The following is a 14,582-nucleotide window of genomic DNA, read 5'->3' as shown; positions in this document are numbered from 1 at the left end:
ATCGCTGTCCCGACCCTCACAGGAGCAAGTCATGTCAGATCCCATCGTCATCGTTTCCGTCGCCCGCACGCCCATGGGCGGCATGCTGGGCAACCTGTCCGGCCTGGCCGCGCACGAGCTGGGCTCCGTCGCCATCAAGGCCGCGGTCGAACGCGCCGGCATCAAGCCGGAGCAGGTCGATGAAGTCATCATGGGCAACGTGCTGCAAGCTGGCCAAGGCCAGGCGCCCGCCCGCCAGGCCGCGCTGGGCGCTGGCCTGCCGCTGGGCGTGGCGTGCACCACCATTCACAAGGTTTGCGGCTCGGGCCTGAAGGCCGCGATGTTCGGCCATGACCTGCTGGCTTCGGGCAGCGCCGAAATCGTCGTGGCCGGCGGCCAGGAAAGCATGAGCAACGCGCCCTACCTGCTGCTCAAGGGCCGCCAGGGCTACCGCTACGGCCACAACACCGTGTACGACCACATGGCGCTGGACGGCCTGGAAGACGCGTACGACAAGGGCAAGGCCATGGGCGTCTTCGCCGAAGACTGCGCCTCCAAGTATTCGTTCACGCGCGAACAGCAGGACGAATTCTCGCTGGAATCGCTGCGCCGCGCGCGCGCCGCGTCGGAGGACGGCAGCTTCAAGTGGGAAATCGCCCCCGTCACCGTCGCCGGCCGCAAGGGCGACACCGTGATCGACACCGACGAAGCGCCCACCAAGGCCATGCCGGAAAAGATCCCGACGCTCAAGCCTGCCTTCAAGAAAGACGGCACCGTCACCGCCGCGAACTCGTCGTCGATCTCCGACGGCGCCGCCGCCATGGTGCTGATGCGCGCGTCCACCGCCGAAAAGCTCGGCGTCAAACCGCTGGCCCGCATCGTCGCGCACTCGCAGCATTCGCAGGAACCCAACTGGTTCACCACCGCCCCCGTCGGCGCGCTGAAGAACCTGTTCAAGAAGGCCGGCTGGACGGCCGAGGACGTGGACCTGTACGAGATCAACGAAGCCTTCGCGGTGGTCACCATGGCCGCCATGACCGACTTCAAGCTCCCGCATGACAAGGTCAACATCCACGGCGGCGCCACCGCCCTGGGCCACCCGATCGGCGCTTCGGGCGCGCGCCTGATGGCCACCCTGATCGGCGCACTGCGCAAGACCGGCGGCAAGCGCGGCGTGGCCACGCTGTGCATCGGCGGCGGCGAAGCCGTCGCGATGGCCATCGAAATGGTCTAAGCGGCTGCCTGCTTGGGGCGCGGGCTTTGTCCGTCCCCCGAGCAGGATTTCGCTGCGCCTTTCTGGCAGGGCAATCACCGCGACGGGTCGGTCGCGGGCCAGGCAGGAAAGGCGCAACGAAATCCTGATTTACCACATCGACAAGAATGCCCGGCCCACCGGGCAGCGAGACAACCCGCTCTTTTTCGAGCGCCTTCAAATTCCAATCAAGCAGGACGGGTGGTACCCCATGCCCATCATCGAATCCCGCATCAATCCGCGGTCGCAGGACTACATCGACAACGCCAGCGCCATGCAGGCGCAACTGGACGATCTGAACCAGCAGCTGGCGCAGACGGCCCTGGGCGGCAGCGAATCCGCCCGCGCCAAGCACACCGCGCGCGGCAAGCTCTTGCCGCGTGACCGCGTGGAAAACCTGATCGATCCGGGCACCCCGTTCCTGGAACTGTCGCCGATGGCGGCGCATGGCATGTACGACGGCGATGCGCCCGGCGCGGGCGTCATCACCGGCATCGGCCGGGTGTCCGGCACCGAGTGCGTCATCGTCTGCAACGACGCCACGGTCAAGGGCGGCACCTACTATCCGATGACCGTCAAAAAGCACCTGCGCGCGCAGGAGATCGCCGCGCAGAACCATCTGCCCTGCGTGTATCTGGTGGATTCGGGCGGCGCCAACCTGCCGCAGCAGGACGAGGTCTTTCCCGACCGCGAACACTTCGGCCGCATCTTCTACAACCAGGCGCAGATGTCGGCGCAGGGCATCGCGCAGATCGCCGTGGTGATGGGCTCTTGCACCGCCGGCGGCGCGTACGTGCCCGCCATGAGCGACGAGTCCATCATCGTGCGCAACCAGGGCACCATCTTCCTGGGCGGCCCGCCGCTGGTCAAGGCCGCCACCGGCGAAGAAGTCAGCGCCGAAGACCTGGGCGGCGGCGACGTGCACACGCGCCTGTCGGGCGTGGTCGACCACCTGGCCGCCAACGACATGCACGCGCTGCAACTGGCGCGCAATGCGGTTGCGCGCCTGAACCGCAAGAAACCCCAGCCGCTGGTCACCATCCCTGTGCGCGAGCCGCGCTTCGATCCCAGCGAACTGAACGGCATCATTCCCGCCGACACCCGCAAGCCCTACGACGTACGCGAAGTCATCGCGCGCATCGTCGACGGCTCCGAGTTCGACGAGTTCAAGGCCCGCTTCGGCCCCACGCTGGTCACGGGCTTCGCGCACATCCACGGCATGCCCGTCGGCATCGTCGCCAACAACGGCATCCTGTTCTCCGAGTCCGCGCAAAAAGGCGCGCACTTCATCGAACTGTGCGCGCAGCGCAAGATTCCGCTGGTGTTCCTGCAGAACATCACCGGCTTCATGGTCGGCCGCAAATACGAAAACGAAGGCATCGCGCGCCACGGCGCCAAGATGGTGACGGCCGTGGCCACCGCCAACGTGCCCAAGTTCACCGTCCTGATCGGCGGCTCGTTCGGCGCCGGCAACTACGGCATGTGCGGCCGCGCCTATTCGCCGCGCATGCTCTTCATGTGGCCCAACGCCCGCATCTCGGTCATGGGCGGCGAGCAGGCGGCCAGCGTGCTGGCGACTGTGAAGCGCGACGGCATCGAAGCGCGCGGCGGCCAATGGTCGGCGGACGAAGAAAATGCGTTCAAGGCCCCGATCCGCGAGCAGTACGAACGCGAAGGCCATCCGTATTACGCCACCGCGAGGTTGTGGGACGACGGCATCATCGCGCCCGCCGACACGCGCCGCGTGTTGGGACTGGCGTTGTCTGCCGCGCTGAATGCGCCCATCGAAGACACCAAGTTCGGTGTCTTCCGGATGTAGAGCCCACCCCCTACGCGCTTCGCGCCCTTTCCGAACACTTCAGCTTGGATAACGCAATGTTCGATACTGTGCTGATTGCCAACCGCGGCGAAATCGCCTGCCGCGTCGCCGCCACCGCGCGCCGCATGGGACTGCGCACCGTCGCCGTCTATTCCGACGCGGACGCCAACGCCCGCCACGTCGCCGCGTGCGACCAGGCCGTCTATATCGGTGGCTCCGAGCCGCGCGCCAGCTACCTGCGCGCCGACGCCATCCTGCAAGCCGCGCGCGACACCGGCGCCGGCGCCATCCACCCCGGCTACGGCTTCCTGTCCGAGAACGAAGCTTTCGCCCAGGCCGCGCAGGACGCCGGCATCGCCTTCGTCGGCCCGCCGGCATCGGCCATCGCCGCCATGGGCAGCAAGTCCGCCGCCAAGACCCTCATGGAAAAGGCCGGCGTGCCGCTCGTGCCCGGCTACCACGGCGACAACCAGGACCCGCAGTTCCTCAAATCGCAGGCCGACGGCATCGGCTATCCCGTCCTCATCAAGGCCAGCGCGGGCGGCGGCGGCAAGGGCATGCGCATCGTCGAATCGTCCGGCGCATTTCTTGATGCACTGGCCTCGTGCCAGCGCGAAGCCGCCTCCAGTTTCGGCGACGACCGCGTCCTGATCGAACGCTACCTGCAAAAGCCGCGCCACATCGAAATCCAGGTGTTCGCCGACACGCACGGCAACTGCGTGTACCTCTTCGAACGCGACTGCTCCGTGCAGCGCCGCCACCAGAAAGTCATCGAAGAAGCGCCCGCCCCCGGCATGACCGAAGAACGCCGCCGCGCCATGGGCGAAGCCGCCGTCGCCGCCGCGCGCGCCGTCGGCTACGTGGGCGCGGGCACGGTCGAATTCATCGCCGAGCCCGACGGCCGCTTCTACTTCATGGAAATGAACACGCGCCTGCAGGTCGAGCACCCGGTCACCGAAATGATCACCGGCCACGACCTCGTCGAATGGCAACTGCGCGTCGCCGCCGGCCAGCCGCTGCCCGCGCGCCAGGAAGACCTGCGCATCAACGGCCACGCCATCGAAGCCCGCATCTACGCCGAGAACCCCGAGAAGGGCTTTCTGCCGTCCATCGGTACGCTTGCCTATCTGGGCCTGCCGGCGCACACCGCCTTTGCCAACGGCGACATCCGCGTCGACGGCGGCGTGCGGATGGGCGACACCATCACCCCGTTCTACGACCCGATGATCGCCAAGCTCATCGTGCACGGCGCCGATCGCGACCAGGCCCGCGCCCGCATGCTGCAAGCCTTGGCGCAGACGCAGGCGGTGGGCGTGCAGACCAACGTCGCGTTCCTGTCGCGCCTGATGAAGGACAGCGCCTTTGCGGCCGCTGATCTGGACACCGGCCTCATCGAACGCCAACGCGCCACGCTGCTGCCCGACCCGCAACCCGCCGACGCCGACGCGCTGGCCCTTGCCACCGCCGCCGTGCTGGTTCGCCAAGGCCTTGCTCAACCGGGCGCGCAAGGCGCAGGCAAAGGCCCCACCGACCCGTGGGACGCGCGCGACGGCTGGCGGCTGGGCGGCCAGTATCGGCGTCAACTGCAATGGACCGACAACGACGAAGCCCGTCACGTCACCGTCGCCCGTCAGGGCGGCGCGTGGACGCTGGACACCGGCGACGGCGCGCGCCCCTTCCTGTGGCGCTCGCACGCCAGCGCCAACCCCAACCTGGCCTACGGCCTGCGCATCACGCTGCAAGGCCATGAAAGCGCCGGCACCGTCGTCCTGCACGGCGACCGCGCCTACGTCTTCCGCGAGGACGGCTCGCACGTTCTGGAGCTGTATGACGCGCTGACGCACTCGCAGGACACGCAGGGCGAGCACGGCGCGGGTCTGGCCGCGCCCATGCCAGGCAAGATCATCTCGATCTCGGTCAAGTCCGGCGACAAGGTCGAAAAGGGCCAGCCGCTGCTCGTGATGGAAGCGATGAAGATGGAGCACACCATTTCTGCCACCGCAGACGGTACGGTGGGGGAAGTGTTCTATGGGGTAGGGGATCAGGTGACGGAAGGCGCCGAGCTGGTGTCGATCGAGTAACGACCGGTTGAGAACGTACCCGACGGCTTCCGGCGGTATCGCCGGGAGCCGTTTTGTTTTGAAAGTTCGGCCCATCGAATCGGGGCAGTCACAGACAGTCGAAGCTACGGTTTGGCTGCACGCCAGCCGACCTGCGGCTACTTGGCGCACGTTGTGAAGGGCGTCAGTGCGGTTGCATTCAGCTCGCTCCGCGGGGACCGCATTGCGCGGTGCGCCAACGACCTCGGTTTAGCTATCCGTCAGCGCCCCGCGCCTAGAATCGGCTCTTCCCCCGCGCCACGCCCACCATGTCCGCCGCCGACACGCCCAGTCCGCTTTCCCGTCCGCCGTTCCTGCATTTCCTCTGCGGCCGGGTCGCCGCGTCACTGGCGTTCCAGATCGTCTCCGTCGCCGTGGGCTGGCAGATCTATGCGCTCTCCGGCAGCGCGCTAGACCTGGGCCTCATCGGCCTCGCCCAATTCCTGCCCATGGCCGCGCTCACGCTCGTCGTCGGCCACGTCGCCGACCGCTACGACCGCCGCAAGATCGTCGCCCTCTGCATGGCGCTAGAAGCCCTGGCCACGCTGGTCCTCGCCATCGCCGCGCTGCACGGCGTCGGCGGCAAGACGCTCATCTACGCCACCATCATCATCATGAGCTCGGCCCGCGCCTTCGAAGCGCCGACGCTCTCCACGCTCATCCCCGCCGTCGTCCCGCGCGAATGGCTCCCTCGCGCCACCGCGCTGTCCTCATCCGGCGGCCAGATCGCGCAGATCGCCGGCCCCGCGCTCGGCGGCGTCGGCTACAGCCTCGGGGCTGGGTGGATCTACTGCGTCGCCGCTGCGTTGTATCTGACGGCCTTCATCGCCATCGCCACCCTCGTCATCGAACGCGCGCCGCCGCGCAAGGAACCTACTACCTGGCGCACGCTGTTCGGCGGCATCACCTTCATCTTCCAGCGGCGGTTGCTGCTGGGCACGCTGTCGTTGGATTTGTTTGCGGTGCTGCTGGGCGGGGCGACGGCGCTGCTGCCGATCTTTGCAAAGGACATTCTCAATGCCGGGCCTTGGGCGCTTGGCGCATTGCGCGCTGCGCCGGCTTGCGGTGCGGCATTGATGTCGTTGACGCTGGCGCGTTTGAGCCTGGGTGAGAACGTTGGCCGGCTGCTGTTCGGTTCGCTCATCGTATTCGGCCTGGCGACCACGGTGTTCGGGCTGTCGACCTCGATTCTGGTGTCGATTGCCGCGCTGGTCGTGCTGGGCGCAGCAGACGCGGTCAGCGTCGTCGTGCGGTCATCGCTGGTGCAGTTGAAGACGCCCGATCACATGCTGGGGCGGGTCAGCGCGGTGAACACCTTGTTTGTCGGTGCGTCGAACCAGCTTGGGGAGTTTGAATCTGGGCTCACCGCCCAATTGTTCGGTGCGGTGCCAGCCGTGGTGATTGGCGGGGTGGGGACGATTGCGGTCGCAGCGCTGTGGATGCGGTGGTTCCCGGAGTTGAGGCGGCTTCGGACGTTGAATGGGAATGAGGTGGGGCAAGGCTGAGGGAATCATCCATGTTGGACGGGAGACTTTGACGATCGCAGTGATGCGCTGGAGCACGCAATCTCGAGTCAATCGATGTGTAGGCCACCAGTCTCTCATCAGACTGTTGATAAGCGTCCGCCGATCCTGCCCGGAGCAGGAGATCACCTCAACGCCGTAGCAAGGTTCAGCCACTCATCGAAGTTAGTCCTTGCTGGAATGCCCCAATCCTCCACCGCACCGCCATTGAGCTGCCTCATTGCCAGATGCTTAGTACCAGAAGCGACTTCAATCAGTTCAGGCAGCACGCTCCACAACTGCTCTATTAGCTGGGAGTCGGGTATGACTCCTTCATGCGCTAGGTCATTGCGCTTTTGCCGCGCAAGGCTAAGAGCTTGGAAGCAAGCCTCGCTGAAAATATTCGCTAAGCGCAATAGTTCGTGCTTTGTGGATATGCGGCCAAGCGTCTTCGCTAGCTTCAAATGAGCTTCCGCGACATTGTTGGGAAAGCTGCTCCTGTGCTTCAAGTACTTCTCACCCCATAGATGCTCTGTAAGCTGTTCCACAGTTATCCAGAGGTTGTTAAGTGCATCGCTGTTATTCCGATACACCGTTGCCGTATAGCCACTCAGCAGAAATAGCGGCGAGAAAGAGGCCATCGATTGAATGACCCGTTGCCCTTGGCGAAATGCATTGATCATCTCATCCACCATGAGGACTCGCGGGCTCATCAAAGGCAAGCAACGATCTGCCGGAGCTGCCCAATTCCAACGAAGATTCGCATGGAGTGATGGGGTATATGCAAAAAGACTAGTTTTGTCGTGCAACGCTCCGATTATGAGTTCCTCGGAATGAAGAACCTCAACATGAACGCCACCCAGAAGAAAGCTACAGAGTATCTCGTTGAGCTTGCGCACCCCATCGACCCGACTAGGGTAATCGCTGCATTGGGGAATAGCTATAGCTCCATCGTAACTAACCAGGGCCGGGATTCCGCTTGAATTGTTCAGAGGTAGTGACGCGACCACCTCCGCAAGTTTTCTTCCGTCATAGGAGTTCGCGTTGATCTGGTCTAGCGTAACGTTCAAACCTGAGAAAGCGTCTCGATGGACAGCACTGTAGGGACGCAAATGAGCCATCCACGCGGGGTTGTTCGAGGGGACACTGGATACTGGAGGCGTATGGCCAGCCGGAGCATGCTCTTGTTCGATCCAAGCACCTTGGTACCAGACATGAGAATCGTCAGGCCGCAGTTTGACAGTAGTTGTAAGCGTCTTAGGAATGTTCCTATTGTTCGCTGTGAGGGGATCGTAATCGTCCTCGAACGCATAGATCATCCCAGTTTCGGTGTCTTGATATTGCTTCATAGAGCTATCGACGTACCCCAAAAGGTCTTGTTAGTCACTGGGCCAAACCACCCCAAACCTACTTCCTCATCTCAAACCGATTCGCCGCCCCAGCCGCCGGATCGAAGTAATACTTCGGTTCCCGATAAACCAGCTCCTTCAACGCGGCATCCAGCTTAGGCAGCTTGAAACTCGCAGCAGAAGGCGCCTTCCGAAAATCCTCCAGACTGGCGGGCAGCCGCTCAAGCGTCATCGACTCCAGCAAACACACCCATTCCCGCGCCAACACCCCGCACGAATCCTTTACCATGACCGGCTGATCATCCGGCATCTTGTACCCATCCATAAGCACCACATCACCCGCTTTCAGCGTGACCGTGGCCAACGGCGTAAAGAGCAGTTCCGTGTCAACGCCGGCAACCGGCAACATCTCTGCCTCGCGATTGTGGAACGCGCGCTTGGCCCCTTCCACCCACCGATACTCCCGCGCCGCCTCATTGCAGCCGTCCCCGATGCGCAATGTGACCTCGCAGCCTGCGCCCAGCCCATCCTCACTTGGCGTTATTGGCGTCCAGGGGCCTTCCTTCTTGAAGTCGATATCCGGCGTCTCGGTCAGCGTCGCCATGCCGAGGTCTTTCTGATAGTCCATCGATTTTGCACGCGCGTCCGAGTCCGGCAACGCCGTGCGCGGCTGGTGGTAGGTAATGCGATTGAGCCGGTACTCGCCGGGCCACACCGGGATCACCTGATACGCCAATGCGCCGCGCGTCGTCTGGAACAGCGGGCCCGTGTCGGAGAAATCAAACTTGTGCTTGCCTTGCCCCACGGTCATCGCGAAGCCCTTCTCGGTCTTGTGCTGCCAATGCATGAGGGTGCTGCGCTGCCGAGTGAACTTATCCCGCGTGGCCGCATCGTCGAAGTTGCGCGGCGGTCCCGCATCCAAATTGACGGTTGGGATCACCACTATCGCCATGTCCTTGCGGGCTTGGTCGAACAGCTTGTCGGTGTTCTCAAGATGCCGCTTCCACATGGCTGCCGCCTCGGCTTGTGTTGCTTTATCGTTTGTCGACTGCGCCCAGCCGGCAACCGGGGCGGACAGGGCGGACACGCATACAAGGGCAAGCACGCGGCGAGACAGCGTCATCGGTCTTCGTTCCTTTATGAGTTGGGTTGTTGAGCCTATCGGCGTCAGTCGCCCCTGCGGCTGAACAAGGCCCGGGGCGAAGACACCAGGGCATGATATCGCGGCGAACCTTCACGCGATGGGACGAGCGGCATCCGCTTCCTGATCACGTCTCGGGATAGATGCCGCCCCGCGCAGGTGGGGATTATGTGCCTGCCCCGTAGACGGCCCGTAGTCGGTAGCGTCGCCGCTCAGAGTAGACTGGCAGCCTTCTTCAACATTCCGAGTCCACATCCATGCTCGTCAAAGCCCTGCGTGTCGGCCTGGGTCAAATCATTGTCCTGGGCGACGCACTGACCCGTCCGCGTCCGCAGAAGCGCTCGCCGCAAGGCCAGGCCGCCGTCAACGCGGACGCCGCCGCACTCTCGCTGTATCAATTCCAGGCCTGCCCCTTCTGCGTGAAGACACGCCGCGCCATGCATCGGCTCAATGTGCCGGTCGCGCTGAAGGACGCCAAGCATGACCCCGACGCGCGCGCCGCGTTGCTGGCGGGCGGCGGCAAGGTGAAGGTGCCTTGCTTGCGCATCGAAGACGCCGAGGGCACGCGCTGGATGTACGAGTCCAACGACATCATCGCGTACCTTGAAAAGCGGTTTGCCAACGTCGCGTAATTGAGCCGCACGATCATGATGCCTGCCGTGATTCGGATGACCATCGCGCTATGCGCCACCAGCCTGCTCGCCGCATGCGAACCGTCGCTGCCGCCACCGCCGGCCGGATCCAAACTCACCGCCGAAACCATCGCCACGCGCGAGGCGCCGCCCGAACATCAGTTCAAGGGCGTACTTGCCGGAAAGCCCATTCATCTGCTTGCGCATAACTGCAAGGTGTATCGGGTCGATCCCGCTGAAGGCGAGAACGTGAGCTGGACGTTGGTGCTGGAAGGCGATTTCTATCCCTTGCCGACGTCGTGCTTGCGTCAGTCGCTTACGGAAGAGAAGGGCGGCGTCACGGCGTTCATTGGGCGGCAGGCGCTTGGGGCGGGGGGATGCTGCACGGGGACGCCGGAGTATCGGACGAAGGATGGCGTGACCTGGAAGCCGAATTGAATCCGTGTCACGCCGGCACCCGTGTCACGTGCGCCATGGAAATCGCCTGGCAGCGCCCCTTTCCTGATTCAGCGCGATGACACCGAACGACCCCGCGTCATCGATTCCAGCACGCCATCCCGCCGCACCGAGCAATGAAACAACGCCGCGGCCAGATGCAACAGCACCGTCGCGAACAGCAGAAAGGCCAGATAGCGATGCGCACCGCGCAGCCAACTGAATAAGGCTGCATCCGCAGGCGCAATCGGCGGCAACTGCCAACCGGCCGCCACGACCGGATACCCCCCCGCCGACAGCATCGCCCAGCCGATCAGCGGCATCGCGACCATCAGCGCATATAGCAGGACGTGCGAAGCCAACGCCGCATGACGCTGCCAGGCTGGCAGATCGGCCGGCAACGCAGGCGCGCCCTTGAGCACACGTCTGGCCAGCCGTATGCACACCAGCGCCAGCAACGCCAAGCCCAACGGCTTATGTATCTGCACCAGCCACTGATGCCGCTCGGACACAGACGCCACCATGCCCACGCCGATGAACAGCATCGCCAGTATGCCGACTGCCATCGACCAATGCAGCACGCGTGCGAACAGGCTGAACGTGGCGGGCGGCCGGCGGGTTTGATTGGGCGACGGGATCATTGGGCGCGCTCCGGTTGGGTCGAAGGGGATGACGCCGCGGTGGCGTGAGGCGGCCCTTCGCCCGTGCGGCGTTCATAAGAGGCCGCGTAGGCTGCGGAACGCGCCGCCAGCAGCGGGTCGTCGGACACGGCGATCCCTTGCGGTAATACGGTCGGGTCGTAGTTCACGTCGCGGCACGGGCCGTCGCTTTGCGGTGCGCTGCTGGTTATCACCACCGTGCCGGCTTCAATGGTCGGCCGGTCCGCCGGCCACTGGCGGGTTGCGTCGCTGGTGGAATCGCCGGGCTGGCCCAGCGTAAGCAGCAGACGCCAGCGCAACGGCCCTTGCGTCAGGCGCTGTTGCAGATCTGTTTGCAGGTAGTCCGCATCGTGCCCCGGCTGCGCCGCAGGCGCTGCCGCCGCGTCCAACGGCGCCAACTGCCAGCGCACCGGCTGCCGCTTTCCGTTCCCATCGATCAGGTAGAACGCGTTCAGGCCGTAATAGTCTTCGGTCGCGTAGCTGGCCGACGGCTTGGCGGTCTTGGCCCACGCGCGGAATGCGCCCGTTTCCGGATGCGCCGCGAAGAACGCCTGCATGCGCTGCGGATCGGGCTTGCCCGTCTTGGGGTCGGGGCGACCGGCTAGCTGCTGATCGTAGAACGCCTGCGGGGTCGACAGCGGAAACACCGGCATGCTGTTCATGCCGGTTCGCCATTGCTCGCCGTTGGCGGACGTGAACATCAACGCAAAGCTGCGGATCGGGACACTGGAGTCCGAGGCATAAGGATTGCCGCCGGGCAGGGCCAATCGTCCGATCACCGGCGTGCTGCCCGAGGCGAATACCGCAGCGGTGGATAACTCGTGCGCCGCGCCGCTGCTTTCAAAGCGGCCGATCACACAGACGCCTTTGGCGTGGTTGCGCCGAAAGCCCTCGTGGACGCCGCTGTTGGCCTCCAGGGCGTTCACGATGCGGTCGGGCGTCAGGCGCTGCGGATCGAGCCAGCCGCCCACGTAGGCGAACGCAGCGCCAGAGGCGAGGACGATGGCGCCGATGGCGGTGAGGCGAAAAAGGGTTTGAGCGGTGGTGAGCGGCCGGGGCTTCTGGGACCGGTCTTCGGGCGACCGGCCGTCTTGATGCCCTGCACCCGTCGGGTGGCGATTCGGCCGCAGGTGGCCCGGCGGCTGGCTTCCCGGTGGCGTTTGACCCGGCGGCGGGCCGTTGCGGTCAGATCCTTGTTGCATAAGGCTCCTTGCCCATGGGGCGATGAATACCCCTGTAGGACGTCGCGCAAAAAAAGTTATTCCCCGATGGAATAAACCCGCCGGCGCGGCGTCTTACAGCATTGACCTGTAAGCTGGTTGCGCAGGCCTGTCCCAGGAACCCGCCATGATTCAACCGGTCCGCGTGCCGCCCGACGCGCCGGCATCCACCGACGACGAGATGCCAGCGGAAGAACTCTCCGACGCCGTGCTGCGCCAACTACTGCCGCGCCTGCGGCGTTTTGCGCTGCGCCTCACGCGCGACGCAGTCGCGGCCGACGACCTGGTGCAATCCACCCTGGAAAGAGCGCTCACCCGCTGGCGCGGCCGCCGCCCGCAAGGCGACGTGCGCGCGTGGCTCTTCACCATCCTGTACCGCCAATTCCTGGACGCCCAACGCCGCTCGCGCCGCTATGCGCGGCTGCTGTCATGGTTTGCCGGGTCCGACGCGGCTGCGCCGTCGGCCGAGCGCCAGGTCATCGCGCGATCTTCCCTGGATGTCTTCGAACGCCTGCCCGAAGCGCAGCGCACGCTGTTGTGGCTGGTCAGCGTGGAAGGCATGAGCTACAAGGCCGTCGCCGATGTTTTAGACGTACCGCTGGGCACCGTCATGTCGCGCCTGTCCCGCGCGCGGAGTGCCTTGCGTGAACTGCATGAGGGACAGGCCGGCGAGGCTCGTCTGAGGATATTGAAATGAAAGAACGCGCTATTGATGATCTGACGCGTAATGCGTATGTGGATGGACAGTTGGATCCGTCGCAGTTGCAGGCGCTGCAGGCGTACTTGCGGGCGCATCCTGATGAGGCGCAGGAGCTGGAGGCTTGGCGGCGGGATGCGCAGCGGCTGCGGGAAGGGGCTGGCGGGGACAGTTTGCCGGGTAATCCTGCGTTGGATCCTGCTGCGGTGCGTGCGGGGTTAAGAGTTCGCACGCGGCGGCGGATGGTGATGGCGGCTAGTCTCGTTGTGGCGGTGGCGATTGGCGGCGTTACGGGATGGAGTGTTCGGGATACGGCCTTGGCGAATCGGGTGTTGCCGATGCAGGATGCGATGCAGGCTTATCGGTTGTTTGCGTCTGCCGATGCGCCGCAGCCGGATGTGCGGGCCGATGCTGGGGATCTGCAGGGGTGGCTGGATGCGTATTTTGCGCATGCCGAGCGGTTGCCTAATTTGAGCGATAGCGGGTTTAGGCCTGTTGCTGCGCGATTGTTGGCTACCGATCAGGGGCCGGCGGCACTTGTTATCTATGAGAACGTGGGGCAGCGCGCCACGTTTTATATTCGGCCGCCTGGACCGGGGGGGCAGTTTCTGGCGCGAGGGAGCCGGAGGGATGGTGAGCTGCTGGCGCGGTATTGGTCGGGGCAGGGGTACAACTATGCGTTGGTGACCGCGGGGGATGGGCACGGTCAGACAGCGCAAATGGGCGAGTCGTGACGGCCAGCTATCTAAGGCCCCGAGCTCGGGGTACGTAACCGCCGAAATCGAAAGACTCGGGCCTGTCGTATATCGCGGCAGGCCCGAGCCGCTATTGCGCTTATTGAATCGACGCGGGCGCGTCGTGCGTGGGATCGGCGCAGTCGGCGTCTTGTGCGCACGCTCGTGCCGTTTCCAACATGGCCTCTGTCATGACGCCCACGTGCTCACACAACCCTTCCACGCCGCCCAACAACGCGGCCACGGTCCACGCGTCCAGCGGCTGCGCGCCGGTGGCGTCGGGCTCGGAGGCGCTGTTGCCGACAAGACGCGCGATGGACGCGATGGCGCAGCAAGCGCGGTCGATGTTGTAGAGGTGGGATAAAGGCACCACGCCGAGTTCGGGATTAGTGTCTACGGACCAGGGGCTTTCAGTGAGGGGATGGGACTGCATGGATTTCCTCCGACGATATGGAAATCCCGCTGCCCCACTTCCAAATGGGGCGGGCGGGCACAGGACAAGGTTGGAAGACCGGATCGTCGGAACCGGCGTGCGACTAGCGCACCCCTGCCAAGGCCCGCCCATTGAGCGTGCGAAGGCGTGCTGACTGGGAGGTCAACACCGACGAATTTACCGGCTTCCACACCGGGCTACCGTTCGTGGCGGTAGTCGGGGGAGTATACGGCGCGGAGCGACTCTAGCCGGAAAGAGAGAGATAAATCGGCGACTGGGCAATGGGGCGGAAATCAACCTATGTGCGCGTCCCGAGCGAAAGCATGCCCCTAGAATCCCAATGCTTTGCTTCGGCATTGCTTGGGTTCGCGGCCCACACCGTGAGTCCGATACTGCCGCGTTCAAGGCGCCCTAACAGAGGCAGTCGTGCGATCTCACGGTCAGCCACGCCTTGGGGTCAGTAAATTTTTCGCATTTGTCCGTGATGCACACGGCCTGAAGCGGAAGGTGTTTGTGCGGACAATGCGTGCAGGTCCTAATACTGCTAGGGATCGTTCGATACGCGGACTGAGGATGATGGGCCTTGCCTCCGGCACGAATCCAGAAGCACACATCGCCGAATTCAGCGATA

Annotated in this window: 13 protein-coding genes; 8 read left to right on the top strand and 5 right to left on the bottom strand. The window is 64.4% G+C overall.

Going from position 1 to position 14,582, the window contains the following annotated elements; translation table 11 throughout:
* Positions 1-31: 31 nt before the first annotated feature.
* From KVT32_RS24210 to KVT32_RS24195, 4 genes are all read left to right on the top strand, one after another.
* Positions 32-1,213, top strand: a complete 1,182-nt coding sequence (locus KVT32_RS24210) for an acetyl-CoA C-acetyltransferase (protein ID WP_217618935.1) — start codon at positions 32-34, stop codon at positions 1,211-1,213.
* A 229-nt stretch (positions 1,214-1,442) separates the two neighbouring features.
* On the top strand, positions 1,443-3,050 hold the full coding sequence (locus tag KVT32_RS24205) for a carboxyl transferase domain-containing protein (RefSeq protein WP_152383107.1): 1,608 nt from the start codon (positions 1,443-1,445) through the stop codon (positions 3,048-3,050).
* Between the two features lie 56 nt (positions 3,051-3,106).
* On the top strand, positions 3,107-5,131 hold the full coding sequence (locus KVT32_RS24200) for an acetyl/propionyl/methylcrotonyl-CoA carboxylase subunit alpha (protein ID WP_217618934.1): 2,025 nt from the start codon (positions 3,107-3,109) through the stop codon (positions 5,129-5,131).
* Between the two features lie 287 nt (positions 5,132-5,418).
* Complete coding sequence (locus KVT32_RS24195) at positions 5,419-6,654, top strand: MFS transporter (protein WP_217618933.1); 1,236 nt, start codon at positions 5,419-5,421, stop codon at positions 6,652-6,654.
* Positions 6,655-6,797: 143 nt separating this feature from the next.
* Here the strand turns inward: KVT32_RS24195 and KVT32_RS24190 are convergent, their stop codons facing one another.
* The gene (locus KVT32_RS24190; RefSeq protein ID WP_217618932.1) at positions 6,798-8,000 is read right to left on the bottom strand and encodes a hypothetical protein; all 1,203 of its coding nucleotides are present in this window, start codon (positions 7,998-8,000) and stop codon (positions 6,798-6,800) included.
* 58 nt (positions 8,001-8,058) lie between these two features.
* Positions 8,059-9,123 carry a hypothetical protein gene (locus KVT32_RS24185; RefSeq protein WP_217618931.1) on the bottom strand — a complete coding sequence of 355 codons (1,065 nt, stop codon included), beginning with the start codon at positions 9,121-9,123 and terminating at the stop codon, positions 8,059-8,061.
* A gap of 275 nt (positions 9,124-9,398) precedes the next feature.
* Here KVT32_RS24185 and KVT32_RS24180 point away from each other — a divergent pair, with 275 nt between their 5' ends.
* Positions 9,399-9,773, top strand: coding sequence for a glutathione S-transferase N-terminal domain-containing protein (locus KVT32_RS24180; RefSeq protein WP_217618930.1), 375 nt, complete (start codon positions 9,399-9,401; stop codon positions 9,771-9,773).
* 15 nt (positions 9,774-9,788) lie between these two features.
* Entirely contained in the window at positions 9,789-10,211 is a 423-nt protein-coding gene (locus tag KVT32_RS24175) for a hypothetical protein (protein ID WP_217618959.1), read from the top strand.
* Positions 10,212-10,279: 68 nt separating this feature from the next.
* Here KVT32_RS24175 and KVT32_RS24170 read toward each other — a convergent pair whose 3' ends face one another.
* Both KVT32_RS24170 and KVT32_RS24165 read right to left on the bottom strand, forming a co-directional pair.
* The gene (locus KVT32_RS24170) at positions 10,280-10,849 is read right to left on the bottom strand and encodes a cytochrome b (protein ID WP_217618929.1); all 570 of its coding nucleotides are present in this window, start codon (positions 10,847-10,849) and stop codon (positions 10,280-10,282) included.
* Positions 10,846-12,069 carry a catalase family peroxidase gene (locus KVT32_RS24165; RefSeq protein WP_217618928.1) on the bottom strand — a complete coding sequence of 408 codons (1,224 nt, stop codon included), beginning with the start codon at positions 12,067-12,069 and terminating at the stop codon, positions 10,846-10,848. The genes KVT32_RS24170 and KVT32_RS24165 overlap by 4 nt, the downstream gene beginning before the upstream one ends.
* Positions 12,070-12,268: 199 nt before the next feature.
* Between KVT32_RS24165 and KVT32_RS24160 the strand changes: the two genes are divergently transcribed.
* Together KVT32_RS24160 and KVT32_RS24155 are read left to right on the top strand one after the other, a co-directional pair.
* Positions 12,269-12,784, top strand: a complete 516-nt coding sequence (locus KVT32_RS24160) for a sigma-70 family RNA polymerase sigma factor (protein WP_217618958.1) — start codon at positions 12,269-12,271, stop codon at positions 12,782-12,784.
* Positions 12,781-13,518: an anti-sigma factor gene (locus KVT32_RS24155; protein ID WP_217618927.1), complete on the top strand. Its 738-nt coding sequence runs from the start codon at positions 12,781-12,783 to the stop codon at positions 13,516-13,518. Before KVT32_RS24160 ends, KVT32_RS24155 begins: the two co-directional genes overlap by 4 nt.
* Before the next feature lie 100 nt (positions 13,519-13,618).
* Here KVT32_RS24155 and KVT32_RS24150 read toward each other — a convergent pair whose 3' ends face one another.
* On the bottom strand, positions 13,619-13,951 hold the full coding sequence (locus KVT32_RS24150; protein ID WP_217618926.1) for a hypothetical protein: 333 nt from the start codon (positions 13,949-13,951) through the stop codon (positions 13,619-13,621).
* Between the last annotated feature and the right edge of the window lie 631 nt (positions 13,952-14,582).

The organism is Achromobacter sp. GbtcB20 (assembly GCF_019091095.1).
In the GTDB taxonomy this organism is placed as follows: Bacteria; Pseudomonadota; Gammaproteobacteria; order Burkholderiales; family Burkholderiaceae_B; genus Achromobacter; species Achromobacter mucicolens.
The sequence above is the reverse complement of the archived record's forward strand: the minus strand, read 5'-3'. Positions and strand labels throughout refer to the sequence as shown.

What these genes read in the sequence shown, in the direction of transcription:
- KVT32_RS24160 (WP_217618958.1), top strand. Translation starts at nt 12,269, where the DNA reads ATGCCAGCGGAAGAACTCTCCGACGCCGTGCTGCGCCAACTACTGCCG.
- KVT32_RS24200 (WP_217618934.1), top strand. Translation starts at nt 3,107, where the DNA reads ATGTTCGATACTGTGCTGATTGCCAACCGCGGCGAAATCGCCTGCCGC.
- KVT32_RS24190 (WP_217618932.1), bottom strand. Translation starts at nt 8,000, where the DNA reads ATGAAGCAATATCAAGACACCGAAACTGGGATGATCTATGCGTTCGAG.
- KVT32_RS24180 (WP_217618930.1), top strand. Translation starts at nt 9,399, where the DNA reads ATGCTCGTCAAAGCCCTGCGTGTCGGCCTGGGTCAAATCATTGTCCTG.
- KVT32_RS24210 (WP_217618935.1), top strand. Translation starts at nt 32, where the DNA reads ATGTCAGATCCCATCGTCATCGTTTCCGTCGCCCGCACGCCCATGGGC.
- KVT32_RS24165 (WP_217618928.1), bottom strand. Translation starts at nt 12,069, where the DNA reads ATGCAACAAGGATCTGACCGCAACGGCCCGCCGCCGGGTCAAACGCCA.
- KVT32_RS24155 (WP_217618927.1), top strand. Translation starts at nt 12,781, where the DNA reads ATGAAAGAACGCGCTATTGATGATCTGACGCGTAATGCGTATGTGGAT.
- KVT32_RS24205 (WP_152383107.1), top strand. Translation starts at nt 1,443, where the DNA reads ATGCCCATCATCGAATCCCGCATCAATCCGCGGTCGCAGGACTACATC.
- KVT32_RS24185 (WP_217618931.1), bottom strand. Translation starts at nt 9,123, where the DNA reads ATGACGCTGTCTCGCCGCGTGCTTGCCCTTGTATGCGTGTCCGCCCTG.
- KVT32_RS24170 (WP_217618929.1), bottom strand. Translation starts at nt 10,849, where the DNA reads ATGATCCCGTCGCCCAATCAAACCCGCCGGCCGCCCGCCACGTTCAGC.
- KVT32_RS24195 (WP_217618933.1), top strand. Translation starts at nt 5,419, where the DNA reads ATGTCCGCCGCCGACACGCCCAGTCCGCTTTCCCGTCCGCCGTTCCTG.
- KVT32_RS24150 (WP_217618926.1), bottom strand. Translation starts at nt 13,951, where the DNA reads ATGCAGTCCCATCCCCTCACTGAAAGCCCCTGGTCCGTAGACACTAAT.
- KVT32_RS24175 (WP_217618959.1), top strand. Translation starts at nt 9,789, where the DNA reads ATGATGCCTGCCGTGATTCGGATGACCATCGCGCTATGCGCCACCAGC.